The sequence below is a fragment of the Lewinella sp. genome (assembly GCF_050633125.1).
In the GTDB taxonomy this organism is placed as follows: Bacteria; Bacteroidota; Bacteroidia; order Chitinophagales; family Saprospiraceae; genus Lewinella.
This window is the reverse complement of sequence record NZ_JBOEFX010000095.1, coordinates 1-22,275: the sequence shown is the minus strand read 5'-3', so window position 1 is coordinate 22,275 and position 22,275 is coordinate 1. Positions and strand designations below refer to the sequence as shown.

Annotated in this window: 19 protein-coding genes and 1 pseudogene; 16 read left to right on the top strand and 4 right to left on the bottom strand. The window is 44.1% G+C overall.

Annotated features, from left to right (window positions below; all coding sequences use genetic code 11):
- Positions 1-105: 105 nt before the first annotated feature.
- Entirely contained in the window at positions 106-2,196 is a 2,091-nt protein-coding gene (locus tag ACRBG0_RS19990; protein ID WP_431488620.1) for an HD family phosphohydrolase, read from the bottom strand.
- Positions 2,197-2,219: 23 nt separating this feature from the next.
- On the opposite strand from ACRBG0_RS19990, the gene pyrR reads away from it, so the two are divergent.
- The 15 genes and pseudogenes from pyrR (at position 2,220) to aroF (ending at position 15,979) form a co-directional block, all read left to right on the top strand.
- Positions 2,220-2,822 carry a bifunctional pyr operon transcriptional regulator/uracil phosphoribosyltransferase PyrR gene (pyrR, locus tag ACRBG0_RS19985; RefSeq protein WP_431488619.1) on the top strand — a complete coding sequence of 201 codons (603 nt, stop codon included), beginning with the start codon at positions 2,220-2,222 and terminating at the stop codon, positions 2,820-2,822.
- Positions 2,823-2,831: 9 nt separating this feature from the next.
- Positions 2,832-3,755, top strand: a complete 924-nt coding sequence (locus tag ACRBG0_RS19980) for an aspartate carbamoyltransferase catalytic subunit (protein WP_026211466.1) — start codon at positions 2,832-2,834, stop codon at positions 3,753-3,755.
- A 109-nt stretch (positions 3,756-3,864) separates the two neighbouring features.
- Positions 3,865-4,338 (top strand): annotated as a pseudogene (locus tag ACRBG0_RS19975) (insulinase family protein); the annotation flags it as partial.
- Between the two features lie 2 nt (positions 4,339-4,340).
- On the top strand, positions 4,341-5,903 hold a 1,563-nt coding region (locus ACRBG0_RS19970), incomplete at its 5' end, for an insulinase family protein (protein WP_431488618.1).
- A gap of 74 nt (positions 5,904-5,977) precedes the next feature.
- Positions 5,978-6,469, top strand: a complete 492-nt coding sequence (locus tag ACRBG0_RS19965; protein WP_431488617.1) for an asparaginase domain-containing protein — start codon at positions 5,978-5,980, stop codon at positions 6,467-6,469.
- Between the two features lie 59 nt (positions 6,470-6,528).
- The gene (gene holA / locus ACRBG0_RS19960) at positions 6,529-7,539 is read left to right on the top strand and encodes a DNA polymerase III subunit delta (protein ID WP_431488616.1); all 1,011 of its coding nucleotides are present in this window, start codon (positions 6,529-6,531) and stop codon (positions 7,537-7,539) included.
- A gap of 41 nt (positions 7,540-7,580) precedes the next feature.
- A complete protein-coding gene (locus ACRBG0_RS19955; protein WP_431488648.1) occupies positions 7,581-8,003 on the top strand; it encodes a hypothetical protein in 423 nt (140 codons plus the stop codon).
- Between the two features lie 240 nt (positions 8,004-8,243).
- Complete coding sequence (locus ACRBG0_RS19950; protein WP_431488615.1) at positions 8,244-9,656, top strand: anthranilate synthase component I family protein; 1,413 nt, start codon at positions 8,244-8,246, stop codon at positions 9,654-9,656.
- 43 nt (positions 9,657-9,699) lie between these two features.
- Positions 9,700-10,296, top strand: coding sequence for an anthranilate synthase component II (locus tag ACRBG0_RS19945; RefSeq protein ID WP_431488614.1), 597 nt, complete (start codon positions 9,700-9,702; stop codon positions 10,294-10,296).
- The gene (trpD, locus tag ACRBG0_RS19940; protein WP_431488613.1) at positions 10,293-11,285 is read left to right on the top strand and encodes an anthranilate phosphoribosyltransferase; all 993 of its coding nucleotides are present in this window, start codon (positions 10,293-10,295) and stop codon (positions 11,283-11,285) included. Before ACRBG0_RS19945 ends, trpD begins: the two co-directional genes overlap by 4 nt.
- Positions 11,286-11,291: 6 nt before the next feature.
- Complete coding sequence (gene trpC / locus ACRBG0_RS19935; protein ID WP_431488612.1) at positions 11,292-12,107, top strand: indole-3-glycerol phosphate synthase TrpC; 816 nt, start codon at positions 11,292-11,294, stop codon at positions 12,105-12,107.
- A 19-nt stretch (positions 12,108-12,126) separates the two neighbouring features.
- Complete coding sequence (locus ACRBG0_RS19930; RefSeq protein ID WP_431488611.1) at positions 12,127-12,783, top strand: phosphoribosylanthranilate isomerase; 657 nt, start codon at positions 12,127-12,129, stop codon at positions 12,781-12,783.
- A gap of 5 nt (positions 12,784-12,788) precedes the next feature.
- The gene (gene trpB, locus ACRBG0_RS19925; RefSeq protein ID WP_431488610.1) at positions 12,789-13,976 is read left to right on the top strand and encodes a tryptophan synthase subunit beta; all 1,188 of its coding nucleotides are present in this window, start codon (positions 12,789-12,791) and stop codon (positions 13,974-13,976) included.
- Positions 13,977-14,161: 185 nt separating this feature from the next.
- The gene (gene trpA, locus ACRBG0_RS19920; RefSeq protein WP_431488609.1) at positions 14,162-14,935 is read left to right on the top strand and encodes a tryptophan synthase subunit alpha; all 774 of its coding nucleotides are present in this window, start codon (positions 14,162-14,164) and stop codon (positions 14,933-14,935) included.
- 39 nt (positions 14,936-14,974) lie between these two features.
- On the top strand, positions 14,975-15,979 hold the full coding sequence (gene aroF, locus ACRBG0_RS19915; RefSeq protein WP_431488608.1) for a 3-deoxy-7-phosphoheptulonate synthase: 1,005 nt from the start codon (positions 14,975-14,977) through the stop codon (positions 15,977-15,979).
- Between the two features lie 102 nt (positions 15,980-16,081).
- Here aroF and ACRBG0_RS19910 read toward each other — a convergent pair whose 3' ends face one another.
- From ACRBG0_RS19910 to ACRBG0_RS19900, 3 genes are all read right to left on the bottom strand, one after another.
- Positions 16,082-17,131, bottom strand: coding sequence for a helix-turn-helix domain-containing protein (locus tag ACRBG0_RS19910; RefSeq protein WP_431488607.1), 1,050 nt, complete (start codon positions 17,129-17,131; stop codon positions 16,082-16,084).
- Positions 17,132-17,146: 15 nt separating this feature from the next.
- Positions 17,147-18,787: an ankyrin repeat domain-containing protein gene (locus ACRBG0_RS19905; protein ID WP_431488606.1), complete on the bottom strand. Its 1,641-nt coding sequence runs from the start codon at positions 18,785-18,787 to the stop codon at positions 17,147-17,149.
- Positions 18,788-18,989: 202 nt separating this feature from the next.
- On the bottom strand, positions 18,990-21,158 hold the full coding sequence (locus ACRBG0_RS19900) for a S46 family peptidase (protein ID WP_431488605.1): 2,169 nt from the start codon (positions 21,156-21,158) through the stop codon (positions 18,990-18,992).
- Positions 21,159-21,848: 690 nt separating this feature from the next.
- Here ACRBG0_RS19900 and ACRBG0_RS19895 point away from each other — a divergent pair.
- The coding region (locus tag ACRBG0_RS19895; RefSeq protein WP_431488604.1) for a hypothetical protein at positions 21,849-22,275 on the top strand (427 nt) is incomplete at its 3' end.

Sequence of the window (22,275 nt, the reverse complement as noted above, 5' to 3'; positions counted from 1 at the left end):
ACCAATAGGGCATCTCTCCGAGATACTTTTGGGAGACCTTTAATTATTCTAGTCTTACCTTATAAATATAGGTTTACCTAAAAGCGTGTCCATCAACCATCTAACCTATTCCTCCTCCTCCGGATACGCCACCCTCACATGGTAAACGCTCTTCATAATCTGGCGGAAAACCATGCGGCATTGTTCCAGCTCTCGGAAACTGATCACCGAGTCTTTGAGTTGACCCGTTTTTTGTTTCCCTTCGATGATTTTGTCAATCAAATTATAGAGTTCCTCTTCCGTGGGGTCTTTCAAGCTTTTGCAGGCTGCTTCAATCGAGTCGGCAATCATTAGGATAGCTTCTTCCTTACTACGTGGTTTTGGGCCAGGATAGCGGAAGTGTTCTTCTTCGTCCTGTCCGTTTTCTTGCTCGTCATCATCAAGATACTTACGGTAAAAATATTCGGTACGGGTATCTCCGTGATGGGTTCGGATGAAATCAATCAACAGCGGAGGCAGTCCGGCTTTTTTGGCCATTCTTACACCTTCACTGACGTGCTCAATAATTATTTCGGCACTTTCCAACGGTGTATTTCCTTCATGAGGGTTACGGCCCGATTGGTTTTCAATGAAGTATTCCGGATTCTTGATTTTACCAATATCGTGGTATAAAGCGGCTACTTTTACCAGCAAGGGGTCAGCTCCAATACGTCGGGCAGCTGTCTCGGCAAGGTTGCCAACCTGCAGCGAATGCTGTAAAGTTCCTGGTGCTTTGAGGGCCAAATCCCTCAACAGAGGCTGGTTCATATCCATCAATTCTACCAGGGTGATGGGGGATACGAACCCAAAAACACGTTCGAGTAACGGGATCAAAGGATAGGATAGGAGGGTCAAAAACGCATTGAGGAACAGCCACGTGTAAATGGACCAATCAATCGCACTGAGACTGTTCTCCCGGATAAGTGCCAGCCCCAAATAGCCAATCGAATAGGTGAGGAAAATATACAGGATAGCATAGAAAAAGCCTGACCAGTCCCGCGTATTTATGCTACTTAAAACAACGACCATTCCCGCCATGATCTGAAGAAAAACAAATTCAAAGCCCAGTGAAAAAAGAAACCCGGTAAGTAATACAATAATGATGTGGGTGAAAAGCGCCAATCGCTCATTGTAGAATGTTTTGACGACAATGGGCACAATACAAAAAGGAATCAGGTAACTATTGAGTCCTTCGGTATTTTCAATCAGGTAAACCAGATAACTGAAGATCACCAGCCAAATCAGGATGAATAACAGTTTCGGTAAACGATTATAGACGAGTGGAGCATACTTACGCAGGTAAAGTGCCAGAAAGAAAAGCACCAGCAGGGTGAGGATGAGATACCCGAAAAAAATGTTAGAAATAGACCGTTTGGAAATAACTTGCTCTTGATACTCCTGCTCGAAAGAATACAAGGCCTGGTAGAGTTCCTCTGTGATAACACTGTTTTTGGTAATAATCACTTCCCCCTTTTGAACAAGCCCACGAGAGGTGACAATTTTCCCAAGCGCATCGTCGAGAATTTGTTGAGTCCGATCACGACTGTAGAAGATATTAGCCTGTAATTGGTCTTGTAGCAGCGGCAATAGAAATTCTGGTTCAGATAGCGAACTGTAGGGGAGCGAGTCTGTGATAAGCTCGATAGCAGCCTTGAGGTTGAGTACGTTTTCGAGGGTCTGATCCTGATAGGTGTTGCCTCGTAGCACGGTGATAACCTCTCCTTGCGCTATGGTTTTCTGATTACCATCGAGCTTGATAATACCCCGTTGAAAAATGCGATCCAGAAATGCCAATCCGTAATTGAGGTATTTCTGGGCTTGGAGAGGGACATCTCGAAATTGAGCACTTTTTTTAGCCTGTTCAAGCTGCTGTTGAAACTGGTCGGAGAACGCTACTTTTCTTTCTTTGGCAATATCGGGATCCAATACAAAGACAGGGGCAGAATGCTGAACAACCTCTTGGCGTTCGTTTGCCAGTTCCTCCTCTGTTTTGCGGATAGCAAAATCGAAAGGGGCTTCCAGGTCTTCGTAGCGCCAGGTCTGCTGTTTCTCATATTGGTATTTGAAACGCAGATCAGCGGGGAATAAAAAACTAACGGCCACAGCAACCAGCACGAAAGCCAGGGGGCGAAAAGCAGCGGGTAATCGCTGGATGGTACTGGGTTTACTGTTATCCATTAAACAAAGGTAGTAATTTCTCTGTGCGAAGAACTATTGAATTTGCGGATATAGACTTACCTTTGTCCAACATGGATAACAGTCGTGTAATAATGGATAGCGAACGTTTTGGTCTTACCATTCGTCGCTTGTGTCATCAGCTGATTGAACGGTATGATGACTTCTCTAGTACCTGCTTGGTAGGCGTTCAGCATCGAGGCGTATGGCTCGGTGAGGTGATCATCGAAGAGTTGAAGCTGCTTGGCATTGATGATCTTAAATTTGGTAAGCTGGATATTACCTTTTACCGAGATGATTTTCGAACAAGAGAGAAACCACTCAAAGCCAATCCTACCCAAATGCCTTTTTTGGTAGAAGAAAAAGAAGTTGTTCTTATTGACGATGTTCTTTATACAGGGCGAACGATTCAGGCAGCACTCACGGCACTTAACAATTTCGGACGCCCTCGTTCGGTAACCTTATTGACGATGGTAGATAGGCAGTTTAATCGCCATTTACCAATTCAGCCCGATTTCGTGGGGATGCGGGTAGATGCCCTCGATGATGCCTACGTAAGTGTAGAGTATCAAAAGCATCACGGACAAGACCAGATTATACTTTTTCCACAAAAACCGTCAGAGGACTAAATGGCTACGATTCAGCAATTGAGTACCCGGCACGTACTGGGCATCAAATATCTCACAGCAGCAGATATTGAGCTTATCTTTCAAACGGCAGAAGAGTTCAAAGAAGTTATTAATCGCCCCATCAAAAAGGTGCCCAGCTTGCGGGATATTACGGTTGCCAATCTCTTTTTTGAAAATTCTACCAGAACGCGCATATCCTTTGAATTGGCAGAAAAACGACTTTCTGCGGATGTGGTGAACTTCTCTGCTTCGTCATCGTCCGTCAAGAAAGGGGAAACCCTGCTGGATACGGTCAACAATATCCTGTCGATGAAGGTCGATATGGTAGTTATGAGACACCCTGCACCAGGGGCTCACCATTTTCTTTCTCAGCATATCAATGCCAACATCGTCAATGCGGGCGATGGCACTCACGAACACCCCACACAGGCGCTTTTAGATGCCTTTTCAATGCGGGAGCAATTGGGCGACCTAGCCGGGAAAAAGATAGCGATCATTGGCGATATCCTGCATTCCCGAGTAGCATTGAGTAACATTTTTTGCTTGTTGAAAATCGGTGCTAAAGTACGGGTCTGCGGCCCACCAACCTTGATTCCAAAATACATCAAAGACTTGGGCGTAGAAGTCTCTTATGACATTCGGGACACCTTGCATTGGTGCGACGTGGCCAATATTCTCCGTATCCAACTGGAACGGCAGGAGCTTAAATTCTTTCCATCACTGCGCGAATATGCCCAACATTTTGGCGTCACGAAAGCTTTGTTAGACGAATTGGATCATCCTATCGTAATCATGCACCCCGGCCCAATTAATCGCGGCGTAGAAATCACTAGTGAAGTGGCTGATTCCGATCACAGCATCATTCTCCAGCAAGTAGAAAATGGCGTGGCGGTAAGGATGGCTATCTTGTACCTGTTGGCAGCCACGCGGTAGAAGGATCAAAAATATTTAAGTAGAAACTTTTATAAATGTTCTTACCATCTCTAGGTAAGAGAAGATCGTTTTTTTCTATTAAGTAGAAACAGAGCACAAATTAACTTCTATGAGAGATTACGTAAAAATGCCATGTAAAAGCTTCGTTCTATTCTTTTTACTTTGCTGTCTCGGAAACGCCCTGTGGGGGCAGGAACAGCCCTCTACGGATGCTGGTTTTACGGATTTTAAACTAGAGAACGGCCTCCGGGTTATTGTGCTCGCCGATACCAGTAGCCACCGTTTTTCGGCGGATCTAGTCGTTGACTATCCACTCGTACAAGAGGGAGAGTACAAAGGAGTGAGCGAACTTGTTCAGCGGTTATTGCCTGCTGGGACAAAGATGCACACCGAGGCAGAAATTGATTCTCTGTTAAAGGCATTGGACTGTAGGTTGACTTCAGGGCGTGCAGAGCTGCTGTTATCGGCACCCTCTGATAATAAAGAGGGCGTTTTGGCATTGTTGGCAGAGTTGATTCAGCAGCCCACTTTTCCAAAACCAGCGTTAGACAAGCTAAAAGAAGAGTTTAATGGTGATTTAGAGNNATCATTGACCAATCTGGTAATCTGTTCAATCAATTGTCTTTTGGTACAGATCACCCCTACGGAGAAAGGATGTCGAAGAGTAGTGTAGCCAATGTAACACAGGAAACGTGTCAGAATTTTCACAAAAAATACTATCGCCCCATTGTTTCTTATTTGGTTGTTTCCGGGAATATTCAAGCAAAAGAAGCACGCTTTTTAGCGGAGGAATATTTTGGAAATTGGCGTGGTCAGGGAGGAATGTTTGCGGCTTTTTACAATCCAGCGCCTTTGCCTGAGAGCACGAGGCTTAGTTTTGTTAATGTTCCTTCTGATGAGTATGTTAGTATCGAAGTTGGCTATGCAATTCCCTTACGGCCCAGTTCTGAGGATGTACTTAAGATGGCAGTTTTAGAGCAACTTTTAGAGGCAAAATTAGCTGAAGCAACATGGAATGAGTACGATGATATCGTAACAGTCATTCCTGATCAGCATTTGGGTGTTTTGAAGGTTGCCCCAGGCGTTCTTCTTCCTGAAATGGCAGAGGATGCGATAAAGGACATTTTAGCCGCCCTCTCAGTCTTTAGGAACCAATTGGTTACCAAAGAAGCATTGGCTAATGCCAAAGCATCTCTGATTAGTCAAGCGATGAAAAACCAGGAGTTATTATTCCATCAAGATAGCAAAGCAGGGAGAGCACTTTCTATTGTCCAGTTCAAGTTGCCCCGCAATTATTATAACGACTATTCACAACAGATAAACAATATTACTCCTTCCGAAATTCTGGAAGTTGCTCGGGAATATCTCTTGCCAGGACGGGCACATATTGTAGTAGCTGGAGACCAAGCCATTGCACCCTCTCTTGCGCAGTTTGCGGGAGATAAGAAAGTACATTATTACACAAAGCAAGGTGTGGAAATGGAAATGGTAGAAATGGGGAGTGTTACAGAAAATGTTACCGCACAGGGAGTTATAGAGAAGTATTTGTCAGCTATTGGAGGACGGGAACGTCTAGCAGCGATTACTGATTTTCAAATGGAAGCAGAGGCTAAACTCCAGGCGGAAACAATGATCATGACGCGCAGCAAGAAAAATGACGAGATGTTTTTTGGAGAATTCCGCATCGGTGATCTTGAACTAGCTAAGATTGTTTTTGATGGAAATAATGCCCGTATTACCAGAACAACTATCCCAAAGGAAATAACAGCGGAAGATTTGGAGATGTGTCGTTCGTTGGCCATCATTTTTCCTCAGTTAAGGTACCAAGAAGAAGGCGTACAGCTGAAACTTACAGGTACTGCGGTATTGAATAGGCAAAATGTTCATTCCATTGAAGTTACCAGTCCTTCAGGAAGACAATCTACCCATTATTATGATAGCAGAACAGGTTACCTGGTACGTACAGTAGGCGGTATTGATGGAGATGGGGTTGTAACAGATTTTTCAGATTATCGGGCCATAAATGGGGTGAAGTTTCCACATCAAATCATCATGACCGGTGGCTTTATAGAAGAATCTTTATTTTTTCAGGTGACCACTTTAAAAGTAAACCAAGGAATCTCGGATGACCTATTTAAAGTAGAGTAGAAAATGGCTACAGGGAATAGTTTTATTTCTTATTGACAAAAACTACCTTCGCAAATAGCCAATTTAACTAACCAATGATCCAAATTTTTGTAACCGGAGGTACTTTTGATAAAGAGTACAATATGATTACCGGTGAATTGTTTTTCAAGGATACGCATTTAAGCAGTATGTTTGAACGCGGCCGTTGCACCCTCGATATTGATCTGAAAACCCTGATGATGGTCGATAGCCTGGAAATGACGGATGACGATCGAAGTATTATCTTACATAATTGTCGCCGGTCGAAAAGCAAAAATATCTTGCTAACCCACGGAACCGATAAAATGGTTGCTACAGCTACTTATTTGGCAGAACAAGGGGTTGCTGATAAAACAATTGTGCTGACGGGGGCTATGATTCCTTATGCTTTTGGTACTTCTAGTGATGGATTCTTTAACTTGGGGAGCGCACTGGCTTTCGCCCAAATGTTGCCTCCAGGAGTTTATGTGGTGATGAATGGCCGGTACTTTGATTGGGATAAGGTGCGCAAAAACACAAAAACTGGGTTTTTCGAAGAAATTGAATAAGAAACAGGACAAGAATAAGTTGAGAAAAGGGTCAACTTGTTTTTTGCGTAATAAGAGGCATGAGTTATCAGAAAATATTAGCGGACGTCAAAAAGAAGCAATTCGCTCCTATCTATTTCCTGCATGGCCAGGAGAGCTACTTTATTGACCTGATTGCAGATACGATTGAAGAACATGCACTGGCCGAGCACGAAAAAGCCTTCAATCAAACCATCCTTTATGGGAAAGATACAGACAACTTGCAGGTAGTAGATGCTGCTCGCCGCTTCCCTATGATGGCAGAGCGCCAGCTGGTAATAGTGAAGGAAGCCAAGGAGATGAAATCGCTTAAAGACCTTTTGAGCTATGTGGAAAAACCCAGCCCGACGACGGTATTGGTCATTTGCCATAAGCATAAAAAGTACAACTTCAATTCGAAGTTTGGCAAGGCCGTCAAAGCAAACGCTAACATCTTCGAAGCTAAACCCCTCTATGATAATCAGGTGCCCGATTGGATAGCGGATTATCTGCGCAGCAAGAAGCTAAAGGCCGGGCCAGCAGCAGCTGAATTATTGGCAGAATACCTGGGCAGCGACTTATCTAAAGTCGTGAACGAATTAGATAAACTGGCGCTCAATCTTCCCCCTGATTCTGAAGTGACCCAGCAACTAATCGAGCAACACATTGGTATCAGCAAAGACTATAACGTTTTTGAGTTTCAAAAAGCCCTGGGCGTTAGGAATGTGCTAAAAGCCAATCGGATGGTGCAATATTTCATTGCCAATCCGCGCAAGAATCCTATCCAGGTAGTTATTGGTAGTTTGTACAATTACTTCAGTAAAATTTACCTTTTTCATTCTGTTGCTCGCGCTGCGGAGCCGGAAATCTTGCAAACGTTAGGTTTGCGCTCCAACTTCTTTCTCAGAGAATATCGAGGTGCTGCTCGCCATTACCCACTTAGCAAGGCACAAGAGGTCATCCACATCCTGCGTGAGTTTGACCTCAAAAGTAAAGGGGTTGGCTACAACGCAACAGGCAAGCCGGAAGGAGAGTTACTAAAGGAAATGACTTGGCGAATATTGCATGTTTAGCATTGTGGGGAAAGACCCTAGGGTATGAAAAACCAAGAAGAATGCTGGATAACCGATTGTTGAAAATATACTTCAAACCAAAAATATTCGAACAAAATGGGCGAAGCAGTATCTACAAATATATTGGCATTAATTTTTTCAAAAAGTATTTACCAACAAGTGGAGATTTGATCTACCGATATGTTGGGAAAAGACATTTGAAGTTCGACTCATCCGATAGGTGTCAAAAATTATTGAGATTTGAAGTTCAAACAAGGAAATGGGAGTTTAGACATATTATTGGGATGGTGTTCTTTTTGATAATAGCCTTGATCATAAATAAAGAATATAAATTGATTGACTATTTAGTTGTAGGTGTTCTGTTTTTGCTGGTAAACATTTACCCAATTTTACTACAGAGACATAACAGGATTAGGATAATAAGTTTATTAAAAAGACAGCAGCATGTTTCTCCTTATGATTAGTTTTTAAAAGAAAATCAAGCTCATCCTTGCATAAGTCAATCCTCGTACCTTATATTTGGCGCTATAATTATTTACAATGAATTTGTGTAATCAAAACAATTGGTGGTGGCATTCTATACATTCTAACCAGAGTGAATAGGCTGCTCGTGTATTTGTTTACACTATGAAAATCGGCTTGTCGTTCACTCGGCAAGCCGATTTTTATTTTATCAGATGATCATAATCTTTAGTGCAACATAGATGTCTACAACAAAAAAAATAGTCCTAAAAGTGAGCGTCAGCAGGATGCTCTCTGATACGCTTACCCCCGTTTCGCTGTATCTGCGTTTGCGCGATCATTACACCGATCCCGTTTTGCTGGAAAGCAATGATATCAGTAACAAGGAAGAGTGTTTCAGTTTTATTGGCTTGGATACGCTGGCTAGCTTTCAGGTACAGGCTGGAGTTGTGAAAACCCAGTTTCCTGGAGAAGCAACGAATGCTCGCCCTTTGGCAAAGACAGAAACGGTAGCGGAAGAGTTTAAGGCTTTTCTCAGTCACTTCGAGCCGCAGGGGGATACGCCTTTTCGAGGGTTTAATGGCCTCTTCGGGCATACTGGTTTCGATGGTGTACAGTATTTTGACACCCTCGAGTTTCCGAGAGAAAAACGCAAATTTGACCTGCCGGATTTACGTTACCATCTTTACCGCTTTATTCTGGCCATCAATCATTATAAAGACGAGTTGTACTTGCTGGAGAACCGACTTCCTGGCGAAGAAAGCCGCCTGAATGAATTGCAAACTCGTATCAATAGCCCCCAGTTTCGGGTACACCCTTTTACCTTGAATGGGGAAGAAACCAGTAACCTTACCAATGAGGAGTTCAAAAACCTGGTACGAATTGGCAAAGAGCATTGCCAGCGGGGAGATGTCTTTCAGATCGTTTTCAGCCGACAGTTTCAACAGGCTTTTCAAGGCGACGAATTTCAGGTGTATCGTGTCCTCCGTTCTGTAAACCCTTCTCCCTACCTCTTTTATTTTGATTATGGAGATTACCGCATTTTCGGATCTTCCCCCGAGGCGCAGATGGTTATCCGTCATGGGCAGGCCAAGTTGAATCCTATTGCGGGAACCTATCGCCGTACCGGAAACATGGAGGAAGATGCACAGGCAGCACAAGACTTAAGTGAAGACCCCAAAGAAAATGCCGAACATATCATGTTGGTCGATTTGGCCAGAAACGACCTTGGTCGCCACGCCCATGATGTGCAGGTGCGAGAGTTGAAGGATATTCATTATTACAGCCATGTGATTCACCTGGTATCTACCGTTACCGGGGAATTGGGCCCAGACAGTAATCCTATTCAAATTTTTGGGGACACCTTTCCGGCGGGGACACTCTCGGGAGCGCCTAAGTACAAGGCGATAGAATTGATCAATCGTTACGAGAACCAAAACCGCTCCTTTTATGGTGGCGCTTTGGGCTATGTAGATTTTAATGGCGAAATGAACCAGGCGATTGTTATCCGCTCGTTTATGAGTCAGAACAATAAGCTGTTTTATCAGGCTGGTGCTGGCGTTGTAGTGGCTAGCGATGAAGAAAAAGAATTGCAGGAAGTCAATAATAAACTCGGTGCGCTTAAGCGAGCACTAGAGGAAGCGACAAAAATCTAGTAGCTGATTCCAGTACCCTTTTTACCGATCCAATAATAGAAATATGAAAGTTTTAGTGCTTGATAATTATGATTCCTTTACCTATAACCTGGTACAATACGTACAGGAGATACTGGAACGGAAGGTTGACGTCATTCGTAATGATGCCATTACGGTAGAGGAAGTCGCAGCTTACGATGTGATCATTCTTTCTCCGGGGCCAGGTTTGCCCGAAGAAGCGGGTATTATGCCTGAACTGATCAAACGATATGCGGGAGATAAGTTTATCCTTGGCGTTTGTTTAGGCCATCAAGCCATAGGCGAAGCTTTTGGCGGTAGCTTGGAAAACCTCGCTGAAGTGTACCATGGTATTGAAACCAATATGCTTCAGACGGAGGTAGAACCTATCCTTTTCAAGGGAATCCCCAAAGAATTTAGGGCAGGGCGCTACCACAGCTGGGTAATCAAGAAAGATACTTTGCCCGAAGCGTTTTTACTGACGGCAGTAGACCAAACCGGAGAAATTATGGCTATTCGCCACCGGGAATATCCGTTGTTTGGTGTCCAATTTCATCCAGAAAGCATCATGACACCGCAGGGTTACCAGATGCTGGAAAACTTCTTTGCTTTTGTTCAAGAAAAACGCGCAGTTGCCTTATGAGAAAGACCTTGCAAAAATTATTTGCCCACGAGCAATTGAATCGGGAAGAAGCCCGAAGAATGTTGTTGGGCATCGCCCGTGAAGAGTTCAATGATGTCCAAATCGCAAGTTTTGTAACGGTGTTCCAAATGCGGAGTATAGGCATGGCCGAACTTCAGGGGTTCCGTGATGCGCTGCTTGAATTGGCTGTGCCCTTGAATGTAGGCGGGCAAACGACCATTGATATTGTTGGCACTGGAGGTGATGGAAAGAATACTTTCAACATCTCTACCTGTTCTTGTTTTGTTGTGGCTGGTGCCGGTTATAAAGTAACCAAGCATGGTAGCTATGGCGTTTCTTCAGCGGTAGGATCTTCTAATGTGCTTATGGAGCTTGGGTATGAATTTACCAATGATTCCGACGCCTTATTGCGGCAATTGGATAAGGCAAATATTTGCTTTTTGCATGCGCCACTCTTCCATCCAGCCCTTAAAGCGGTTGTGCCGGTGCGTAAGCAATTGGGGATGAAGACCTTTTTTAATATGCTGGGGCCGTTGGTAAACCCCGTGCAGCCTTCCCATCAATTATTTGGCACCTTTTCCCAGGAACTTTCCCGATTGTATCATTACCTCATGCAGGAATCTGGCAGAGACTATACCATCGTATATGCTTTAGACGGGTATGATGAGATCAGCCTGACGGGCCTTGCGAAGGTGCACAGTTCTCGTGGTGAGCAATTGCTCTCGCCTGATGACTTTGGAATGTATCAAGTTAATCCCAAATCCTTGTATGGTGGGGAAACCCCAGCCGAAGCGAAATCGATCTTCCTGGACGTCCTCAATGATATGGCTACTCCTGCTCAAAAAGCAGTGGTATGTGCCAATGCAGGATTGGCTATTCATACACTTTGTCCTGAAAAATCATTGCTGGATTGTGTGCAAGAAGCCCGAGAAAGTATTGAAACAGGGGAGGCGCTTGCCAAACTTTACAAAATAACTTCAAACAACTAACGAACCATGGATATTCTTGATAAAATCGTCGCTCACAAAAAGCAGGAAGTAGCGGATCGAAAGGAACGCTTTCCTGTGAAACTACTTGAAGACAGTATCTACTTTAAGACACCAACGGTCAGTCTGAGTAAGTATTTACAAAGAGAAGACAAGCAGGGAATCATTGCCGAGTTTAAGCGAAAAAGCCCCTCGAAAGGAGCCATCAATTTGTATGCAAACGTCGAAGAAGTAAGTATCGGCTACATGCAGGCTGGCGCTTCGGCCTTGTCTATCCTTACGGATGAACATTTTTTTGGTGGTAAAAATGCAGACCTGACCGAGGCCAGGAAATTCAACTTCTGTCCGATTCTCCGCAAGGATTTCATTATTGATGAGTACCAAATTGTAGAAGCACGCAGTATTGGCGCTGATGCCATTCTGTTGATTGCTGCTTGTTTGGAAAAAGATGAACTCCACCGGTTGGCGACTTTCGCGCGCAGCTTAGGCTTAGAGGTTTTGGTCGAATTACATGGCCCCCAAGAACTGGATAAACTTAGCCCTTTGGCAAACATTGTAGGTGTGAACAATCGCAATCTGCAAACTTTTGAGGTGAGCATTTCGCATTCGATCGAACTCTTTCCAATGCTCCCTACGGAAATGGTCAAAATTTCTGAGAGTGGATTGAACGATGCGCAAGCTATTGTAGAGTTGCGTCGGGCTGGCTTCCAGGGTTTTCTGATCGGTGAGCATTTTATGCGCGACGAAAACCCCGGACAACACTGCCGAGAATTTATTCAGCGTATCCAGCGATTGGAAGCTTTACTGGATGGTGCTATTGCTTAAATTTTCACAACGAAAGAAAATGATTATCAAAACCTGCGGTTTACGTGAACCGGAAAATATTCAAGCAATCAGCGCTTTAGGAATGGATTGGATAGGCCTCATCTTTTATCCGAAGTCACCGCGATACATTGGCGACCAAGCTAATCTTCAAGCTTTCCTTCAGGAGGAAAAACGATATGAAGGTAAGCCCAAACGAGTAGGCGTTTTTGTGAATGCAGAGTTCAGAGAAGTGTTAGAAGCGGTACATGATTACGAGCTAGATTACGTCCAACTTCACGGCGGAGAAGGCGCTGTTTATTGCGCTACGCTGCAGCAGTTATGGCAAGATAGCAGTATTCGTAAGGCTGGGATCATTCGAGCGTTTCGAGTAAGCCGCGCTTTTGATTTTGGGATTACCGTAGATTATGAATCCTACTGTGATTACTTTCTTTTTGATACAAAAGGTCAGGAATACGGTGGCACTGGTCATAAATTCGACTGGGAAATTCTGGATCGGTACACCGGAAAAACACCTTTCCTTTTAAGTGGGGGTATCGGCCCGGAGGATGCAACATCGGTAAAAGCAGTAAAACATTCCGCGCTGGCCGGAATTGACGTGAACAGTAAATTTGAAATTGAACCTGGCTTAAAGGATGCCTCCAAGTTGGCAACCTTTTTGGGTGAGCTAAAATCATGAGAAAAATGAAAACAATAGCAGTAGACGAGCATGGGTATTACGGTGATTTTGGTGGTGCTTACATCCCGGAAATGCTCTACCCTAACGTAGAGGAATTACGTCAGACTTACTTGAGTATGATGCAAGAGGAAAAATTCCAACAGGATTTCCAGCATTTACTCCGCGACTATGTAGGTCGCCCCACGCCGCTTTATTTAGCTAAAAGGTTAAGTGAACACTACGGCGTGACCATCTACCTCAAACGAGAGGACCTTAACCATACCGGGGCTCATAAGATCAACAATACGATCGGGCAGATACTCTTGGCCCAACGCCTGGGTAAAAAACGTATTATTGCCGAAACGGGCGCTGGTCAGCACGGCGTAGCCACAGCAACAGTTTGTGCGTTAATGGGCGTGCAGTGCATCGTATATATGGGTGAAGTAGACATCGCCCGCCAAGCTCCTAATGTAGCAAGAATGCGAATGCTGGGAGCGGAAGTTCGACCTGCCTTGAGTGGTAGCCGCACCCTGAAAGACGCCACCAATGAAGCAATTCGAGATTGGATCAATAACCCTACGGATACGCATTATATCATTGGTTCGGTAGTTGGCCCGCACCCTTATCCCGATATGGTCGCTCGGTTTCAGTCGGTGATTTCAGAGGAGATGCGCTATCAATTAGAAGAACATACTGGCCGAGATTATCCAGATGCCATCGTTGCCTGTGTAGGCGGAGGCAGCAATGCCGCTGGTGCTTTCTATCATTACCTTAATGACGAACGTGTGCGTCTGGTTGCCGTTGAAGCTGCCGGACTAGGAATTAACTCAGGAGAATCTGCCGCTACCAGCGTCCTGGGAACCGAGGGAGTGATCCATGGCAGTCGCACCTTACTTATGCAAACGGAGGACGGACAGATCATTGAACCGTATAGCATCTCTGCCGGATTAGATTATCCGGGAATTGGCCCTATGCACGCCCACCTCATCAAATCAGGCCGTGCCGAAGCAATTCATGTAACTGATGAAGAAGCTTTACAAGCAGCGCTGAATCTTAGTCGTACCGAAGGCATTATTCCTGCGCTAGAGTCAGCTCATGCTTTCTCTGCTTTGGATAAAATGAAATACAATGCAGAGGACGTACTCGTAGTTTGCCTTTCTGGAAGAGGTGACAAAGACCTGGAGGCGTATATGAAGTATCTCGATAGAGGGTAGTGCTCATCCCGACGAAAGGTAGGGACTCACGCTCCGCACGGGCAGCGAGCAGCCCCCACTCGCGGGAGCGAGTACTACCACGAACGCAGTGAGTACCCCCGCGAGCGCAGCGAGCACTAATCACGAGTTCCGATACATCGGAACGAGTACCATCACGAGCGTCAGCGAGTACAAAAACAACAACAATGAATCGTATAAAACAGCTTTTTCAAAATAAACAGGAGCATATCCTGAACATCTATTTTACCGCAGGATACCCTCAAAAGGAAGATACGGTGACCATTATCAAGAGCCTGGCTGACGCTGGGGTAGATCTCATAGAGGTGGGAATGCCTTACAGCGACCCGCTTGCAGATGGCCCTACTATCCAGGAGAGTGGCACCCAAGCACTCCGCAACGGGCTTAGCCTGCCACTCTTGTTTGAGCAGTTAAGAGAAGTGAGGAAGTCGGTGGATGTTCCGCTGGTGTTGATGGGCTATTTTAATCAAGTCTTGCAGTATGGTTTCGATCGCTTTCTAGAGGATTGCCTTAAAGCGGAAATAGATGGTTTGATTTTGCCCGATTTGCCACTTTATGAATATGAGCAACATTATCGGAAGAAGGTGGAAGCAGCTGGATTGAGCATGAGTTTCCTGATTACACCGCAGACGACCGATGACCGGATAAAAATAGTGGATGAGCTGAGTGATGGTTTCATTTATATGGTGTCTAGCGCAGCGATCACAGGAGCGAAAAGTGGGATTTCCGACCAGCAAATAGCCTATTTCGAGCGGATCGCTGCTATGGATTTACGTAATCCCCGCCTCATTGGTTTCGGTATATCTGACCATGCTACCTATGCTACGGCCTGTAAATATGCAGCTGGCGCAATTATAGGAAGTGCTTATATCAAAGCGTTAACAGCAGGCAACGAAGTAAAAACGACGACCGATCAATTTGTGACAATGGTACGAGGGTAACCTTTTTTGCTGTTTCTGAATTTTAGAAAAAACAACCTTATGATAATTCAATTAGAACCTCAAATTACTACGGATCAACTCGCTGGGCTGGAAGAACAGCTGACCAAAATAAAGTACTCCGTAAATCCTGTGAAAACCCAGTACGCCAATTATTTGGTGGGAGTAGGTAAGACCGATTTTGATATTCGCTCTATCGGCACGCTTCCTGGCATTAAAGATATTCATCGTGTGAGCGATGCTTATAAGTTGGTTTCAAAAAAATGGCGAGTAGATAATACGGTGATCGACCTGGGAGATGGCATCCGAATAGGAGAGGGCTCACCCGCGATGATGGTAGGGCCATGTAGCATAGAGTCGGAGGAGCAAGTAGCACTCACGATTGAGCACATGAAAAAGAATGGCATCCGTATCATGCGTGGTGGGGTTTACAAGCCTCGTTCGTCACCATACAGCTTCCGTGGTTTGGGCATTGACGGCCTCAAGATGTGGCATGAGCAGACACGGGAAGCCGGTATCAAAATCATTACAGAAGTGATGATGGTAGATCAAATTGAAGAAATGCACGACTATGTGGATGTGTTTCAGGTAGGTGCTCGTAATAGTCAAAATTTCAACTTGCTAGATGCTTTAGGGGAGGTAGATCGCCCCGTTTTGCTTAAGCGAGGTATTTCCGGTACTATTGACGAACTTTTGGCTTCGGCGGAGTATATTTTTAGCAATGGTAATGAGCGAATTATGCTTTGCGAACGAGGTATCCGTTCTTATGAGACAGCATACCGCAATACCTTTGATATCAACGCTTTGGTGATGCTCAAAGAGAAAACCCATTTGCCTGTTATCGCTGACCCTAGCCACGGTATTGGTGTACGCCGTTTTGTAGATAAGATTGCGTTGGCCTCGGCAGTAGCAGGAGCGGATGGTATTATCATGGAAGTACACCACGAGCCGGAAAAAGCTTTCAGCGATGGTCAGCAAACCTTGAGTTTCGGTCAGGCTGAAAAGCTGTACCAGCAGCTCAAGCGAATGGAGTGGTTACAGGAGTAGACCTTCCCCAATATTGGTTTACAACAAGTTGCCAATTTTAGATGAGATTTCCTTGAGGTTTAGGGGTAACCCGGATTACTTTGTTGGAATCAAAGCTTGCTACTAATTACCCTGGTTGCGATAAGCCGAAGGCTTCGTCCGGGCAAATTTGCTAAAGGCTTTGTTAAAAGTGACCCGGTTGTTGAATCCGGCCTCCTGTGCAATGGCTTCTATGGTGTAATGTTGTAGTTCTTCTTTGTGCAGGAGGACCTTTGCAAATTCTACGCGATAGCGATTAACATGATCTCTAAAGGATTCACGGATCAATTGAGAAAAGGTTTGAGAAATATGATGAGGATTTTCTTTGATGTGCGCGGCAAAGGCTTTCAAATTGAGCTGATTGTCCAGGAAAATTTGCTCGTCCGCAAGTGCTGATGTTATCTTGACTTGGATTCGTTTCATGTCCTTTCTGGGAATCCCGGAGTTGAGGTATTTCTCACCTAGCTCCAGCAGAAAATCGGGTTGCCAATAGAGCATGTATGCTATCAGCATTACCACCGTGTTTATTACAAAATAGATGACGATGAAATCATTCCAGCTATCCGCAAATTGGGTAAGCCAACTGATGAGTACAGAGGTTAAGAAGTACAGACTGACTAAACAGATGTAGAAAATCCGTTTGAGCGGAGGGAGTGCTGCAGAGAGGCCGTGAACTAATATCAAAATAATTACTCCATACACCAATTGACTCAATGCTCGTGCATAATTCATTGGCATGATTCGGTCACTGAAGTGCTGCTGTATATAGGCTATGCGTTCAGCATCAGGGAGCACAAGAATATCAGTAAAGTAGATAATAGCTAATCCTATAGGAAGCAAGTGCCAAGTGTCTTTCAGATTGAATTTCTCTTTGCCTTTTAGTGAAAATTGTAAATGGAACCAAAGGAGTGGACCATAAAAAAAACCGGAAATAAAGTAGTATCTCCCGGCGAATTGTGGGTAAAGATCTCGGATAGGACTAGTAGCGTAAAGGAAATAGATCATTTCCAACCCCAGCAATAGTACAAATGAAGATAGCAGGCGATAGTGGAGGTTTTTCTTTTGAAAAAACAAACCTCCTGATACGAAGATGGCCAAGATGGCATAAGCAAATAGAATTGTTTTTATCAGCATGGTGGGGAAAGATACCTACTCCTCTTTGTTTAAGGTAAAACGAATGCTAATTTTTCCTACCCAATCCGGGCGGGTACCATCGGGGTATTGTTCGTCCTCTAGGGTTAACACCAATTGTTGATCACTGATTTGATAGTTGTAAACTTGTCGCGCGCCCTCAAATCCAGGAACCCTCGCGATATCGGGTTGCGCTATAAATAAGGAATCTGTCATATGGAATTGCCCCGTATTAAAAACCAAACCCTGAAAAGCGGCCCTAAGTTCTTCACAAGTGGGATTGGTGAAATCCGAAAAAGGTGCTCTGTTATTTTTCGAGGGGTGATACTGAATAACGTAGCGTTGTGGACTGACAACAAAAATACCGGGAGCTGGAGGGGCGATCAGGTAAGTTGTATCGGGATAGAGGTACTCAATTTGTTCCATTTTCCAAGAGCCACTCAAGTCCTGAAGGTGATTTTGAAACCCCTTTAGTTTCGCTATCAAATCCATCATTCCCATGTTTTCTGCTAATTCAATGGTTGTTGTTTGATTGTTAAATAAGCTCATTTTCCAATTTGCGCCGGCTTGTAACAAGAGAAGGGCCATTGCCTCATTTTGGTGAAAAATCGCCCAATGTAGTGCTGTAGCTTGGTTGACATACTCTTGATGATCCAATTGAGCACCTGCTTTGATAAGTCTTTTTACAAGACTTGTATCACCACCTACTACTCCGCCAATAAGTGCACTCAATGCGTAAAGGGTATCTGTAGCATTAACGTCTGCACCAGCTGTTAGGAGTTGTTTTACCGTGGCATCGTCCCCATTTTTTGCAGCAATGCAAAGTGCTGATTGTCCAACCCGATTGAGGAGATTAACATTTGCGCCATGCTTCAGGAGCAGTTCCACTAAATCTGTCCGTCCAAGGCTGGTAGCACGATGAATAAGTCCGTTGCCAAAACCATCCCGGCTATCGGCAAAATCGCCACTTTGCAATAGCTTGTCTAGCGAGAGTAGGTCCTTATGGGTAGTTTGACTGAAAATAGCTTCAACCTCAGCGCCAGGAGACTGGTAAATAGAAGTGGAGTGGAAAATTTCCAATAAAGAATCTGAATGCCAAAGTCGCAATAATACATCACCTGCATCGCCATGCTTACTCTGAACACTTACGTCAACGCCTTTTTCTACAAGTAATTTGAGTACTTCTGGATGACCGTAGTAGGCCGCCCAATTGATGACGGGGTCACCTTGCTGGTCGATGGCGTTGAGGTTGGCACCATTTTGTAAAAGCAAGCGCGCTGCCTTGGCGTCTTCCTTGGCACAGGCCCACATAAGGGGCGTGCCGCCAAGCTCACCACCTGAAGGGATATCAACCGCTGCACCAGCAGCCAAAAGTGCAGTCAGTATCTCTGAGTTGTTTTGCTGAACCGCATAATGGAGTGGCGAAAGTTGTTGGTCGTCTAATTGGTTAGGGTCAATGTCTTCATCAAGAAGAAACTGGGTAATAAGTGCAGCATTTGCTTGAACCGCCTGATGAAGGATGTTGGGCGATTTTCGAAACTCGGGAGAATGTTTTCGAAACGCTTCAAGTTGATCCTCCAATAGGATGTCAGTGATTTGTTGCGCAATAAGACAAGGGCCTCCGAAAAGGGTGATTAGAATAATAAAGCTTAACCGCATCTCTCTATCTTTTTTAGACGAACTTATTGGTCGTAAAGGTGCAGATAGCAATTGGAAGTATCTCTGTTTCTGCGGCGAAGCCTGTTAATTACAATTGTTGTTTACAACTAGAATGAAAAAACATGAGTCATCCCGAATTTTGGCTAAGGCTAAAATCCAGAATGACTCATATTGATACAAATGCGGTAATTTATTACCTCGCCTATTGTTTAGGGTGCACCAGGGTCATTTCTTCAACCAAATGACCTGCGCCAGCAAACTTATCGACGATAAACAAGATGTATTTTACATCAACCATGATGTTGCGGCAAATCTCGGGGTCGTAGTTAATGTCACTCATCGTGCCATGCCAAGTACGGTCGAAATTGAGACCAATGAGGTTACCGTGGGCATCAATAGCAGGAGAACCTGAGTTGCCTCCCGTTGTATGATTTGAACCCAGGAAACAAACAGGAACCCGACCTTCGTCGTTGGTGTATTCACCAAAATCTTTTTCTTCGTAGAGTTTCCGAAGTTTGGCAGGGACATCGAATTCGTAATCACCGGGGACGTATTTTTCAATAACACCATCAAGGTCGGTTGCAAATTCGTAGGTTTCATCTTCGCTTACAGAATAGCCATCAACTTGGCCATAGGTAACCCGCATGGTGCTGTTGGCATCAGGGTAGAAGCGCCGATCAGGGAAGACCTCCATAAGCGCAGCCATATAACGGCGCTGAGCATCTTGGATTTGGTCGTTGACTTCATTATAAGGGTTGAAGATATTCTCTTCTGAAAAGCTAAGTAGCTCATTGATGTATTGGTAGGCATAATCGCCTTCTAGCTCTTCGAAAAATTTTGCGGGATATTCGCTGAAAATTTCTAGCATTAAATCTCCTTTGGTGAGGAAGGAGTTACCAAAGATTTTATTTATAAGGAGTTCAACATCACCGCTAGCAAACTCAAGTTGATCTTTGGCATAAGTGGCCTGATGTTTTGGTGCAACAGATTCATGATAAACCTGCATCATAACCATTGCTATCTTTTGATCAATTTTTGGGTTGTAGTTTTTGTAAAATTCTTCCAGGTAGGATTGTAATCCAGGTAGACGGTCTTCGAGTGCCTCAATGCCATTGTTTCTGTAGATATTCAAATACCGTTTTAACGTTGTTGTCAGTCGAAAGAGTTCTACATTTCGGTAAACGATTTCGATAACATAATCACGGCTGATAGCCAGAGGCTCTATCTTATTGTAGAGGTAATCAAACTCAGGCAAGAGATTTTTGTGAGCTTCATACAAATCTTCATCTGCTTTGATTGCTGCTACAAAATCTTGCTCCATTTGCAAACGTTTTTCTATAGCATCAGTTGCTTCGATACCTAGGCGTTCTCCTTTCCATTTTTTCCAACCATTGGCAATACTTGCTTGTTTGGCGGCGTACTGGATGCGAGCTTCGGGGTTATCGCGCATCGCTTGATCAAGAATGGCCAAAGATTTATCGCGTAAGCGAATACGTACAGGGCTTAGTTTGTTGACCATCTGGTCCATCGCAACCGCAGGAAGGTATTCATTGGTTCTACCAGGAAAGCCGAAAATTAACGTAAAATCTCCTTCTTCCACACCATCCATGCTAACAGGCAAATAGTGGCGGGGCTTCATTGGAACGTTGTCTTCGCTGTATTCCGCTGGTTTACCATCGGGGCCAGCATAGATGCGAAACATAGAGAAATCGCCTGTATGGCGGGGCCATTCCCAGTTGTCGGTGTCAGCGCCGAATTTTCCAATACTAGACGGAGGAGTACCCACCAGCCTTACGTCATTGTAAGTTTCTGTGATAAACGCAAAATATTGGTTGCCATTAAAGAAAGGACGAATGGAGACGTCCTGATATTCCTCCTTTGTGATTGAAGATTTGATGTCTGCCAGGATTTTATCAGTCGCAGACTGCCGTTCTTTGGGATCCATTTCTGGTTTCAGAACGCTATTCACCCTTTCCGTTACATCTTCGATTCTAACAATGAAGGTGACATAAAGACCGGGGTTAGGTAATTCTTGCTCTTTGGTCATTGCCCAAAAGCCATCTTCGAGATAGTTATTCTCCAAGCTGGAGTGCGACTGGATTTGTCCAAATCCACAGTGATGATTGGTTAGCAAGAGGCCCTGAGAAGAGATAACTTCTCCGGTGCAGAAACCGCCAAAGTGGACAATGGCATCTTTAAGGCTTCCTTGGTTGACACTGTAGATGTCTTCAGCCGTCATTTTCATGCCCATGGCCTGCATCTCAGATTCATTGAGTTGGCCAAGTAGTAGCGGAAGCCACATGCCTTCCCCTGCAAAACTAGTAATGCTTAATGTGATCACCATTAAGCTTGTCAAAAGAAAAGATCTCATATAGATAAATTGGTTAATTTGATATAGCTAAGTACACTTAATTTACCTGTGCCTTAATTTTTCACAAGATAAGAACAATCTAAAAGGATAAAAGAGGAAGGGCTTGGGAATAGAGGAGATACGGGTAAAATGAAGAAAGCACCACTCGCATTACGCTCAGTGGTGCTTCATTTGAAGGAAAATCTGTTAAAGGTTCGCTCTGAAAATCAACTCGTGTATAAGGCTTAGATGCCCTATGTTTTAAAAACGCTGCTTATATATTTACTTTTTTATAAAAAAAAATCAAGAATCGACTTTGGGAAGCCTAAAAAAGTCCATAAAGTCACCGTTCCCGTTAGTTTAGTGTACGTTTCGTAAAGGAAGCCGATATTATTTTGTAGCGAAAAAAAGGAAGTCTATTTTTGTTAAAGCGTTTACGCTAAGAATATTGCGTAATTCCTATTACGCTAAAGAATTAATCATAGGGATGACTTTTGGGTCCTGTTAGCATTTGGCTGACAGGGCTTTTTTTATGTCTATCATTTACCTGGATAAAGAACGATGCTGGTATTTTTTATTCTACTCGCCCATAATTTTCGCTATTTATCATTAAACATGCACATTACCCTCCAGAAGTGACCACTTACCCGGTTGCTATTCTAAATCAATGGTGTTTCTAGCAGTTTTGTATTGTCAACATAACAAAAGACAATGCAGAAAAGGATCAAAATAGAACTTTGTGGTAATGATTTAGAAGAATGGGTAATTGCTGAAATGTGGGCAATCTACGAGCCCTACTACAATTACTCGGAGAAAAATTTCCGTGAGCGTATTGATCGAAACACGCATTATGCACTTTATCGCCGGAATGGACGTATCGTAGGATTCACGGGGCTGCGCATTCAAAAAATTGACTTGGCTGGAGACAAGTTCCTTACTATTTACTTTGGCCAAACAGTAGTCTCCAATCAAGTAAGAGGTTGTGGTCTCATCAACCGTACAGGGCTGTTGCTAATGACTAAATTTTGGCGCGCTTTCCTAAGCAGAAAGGTTGTCTTTTGGGCAGACGCCCTCACGTATCGTGCCTACCTCGTTTTCGCAAAAAATCTTTTGGAATGCTACCCGCGCCGCCATCAAC

Excerpts from the sequence above, each read along its gene's own strand:
- ACRBG0_RS19990 (WP_431488620.1), bottom strand. The coding sequence starts at position 2,196 with ATGGATAACAGTAAACCCAGTACCATCCAGCGATTACCCGCTGCTTTT.
- ACRBG0_RS19965 (WP_431488617.1), top strand. The coding sequence starts at position 5,978 with ATGATCCAAATTTTTGTAACCGGAGGTACTTTTGATAAAGAGTACAAT.
- holA (WP_431488616.1), top strand. The coding sequence starts at position 6,529 with ATGAGTTATCAGAAAATATTAGCGGACGTCAAAAAGAAGCAATTCGCT.
- ACRBG0_RS19955 (WP_431488648.1), top strand. The coding sequence starts at position 7,581 with ATGCTGGATAACCGATTGTTGAAAATATACTTCAAACCAAAAATATTC.
- ACRBG0_RS19950 (WP_431488615.1), top strand. The coding sequence starts at position 8,244 with ATGTCTACAACAAAAAAAATAGTCCTAAAAGTGAGCGTCAGCAGGATG.
- ACRBG0_RS19945 (WP_431488614.1), top strand. The coding sequence starts at position 9,700 with ATGAAAGTTTTAGTGCTTGATAATTATGATTCCTTTACCTATAACCTG.
- trpD (WP_431488613.1), top strand. The coding sequence starts at position 10,293 with ATGAGAAAGACCTTGCAAAAATTATTTGCCCACGAGCAATTGAATCGG.
- trpC (WP_431488612.1), top strand. The coding sequence starts at position 11,292 with ATGGATATTCTTGATAAAATCGTCGCTCACAAAAAGCAGGAAGTAGCG.
- ACRBG0_RS19930 (WP_431488611.1), top strand. The coding sequence starts at position 12,127 with ATGATTATCAAAACCTGCGGTTTACGTGAACCGGAAAATATTCAAGCA.
- trpB (WP_431488610.1), top strand. The coding sequence starts at position 12,789 with ATGAAAACAATAGCAGTAGACGAGCATGGGTATTACGGTGATTTTGGT.
- trpA (WP_431488609.1), top strand. The coding sequence starts at position 14,162 with ATGAATCGTATAAAACAGCTTTTTCAAAATAAACAGGAGCATATCCTG.
- aroF (WP_431488608.1), top strand. The coding sequence starts at position 14,975 with ATGATAATTCAATTAGAACCTCAAATTACTACGGATCAACTCGCTGGG.
- ACRBG0_RS19910 (WP_431488607.1), bottom strand. The coding sequence starts at position 17,131 with ATGCTGATAAAAACAATTCTATTTGCTTATGCCATCTTGGCCATCTTC.
- ACRBG0_RS19905 (WP_431488606.1), bottom strand. The coding sequence starts at position 18,787 with ATGCGGTTAAGCTTTATTATTCTAATCACCCTTTTCGGAGGCCCTTGT.
- ACRBG0_RS19900 (WP_431488605.1), bottom strand. The coding sequence starts at position 21,158 with ATGAGATCTTTTCTTTTGACAAGCTTAATGGTGATCACATTAAGCATT.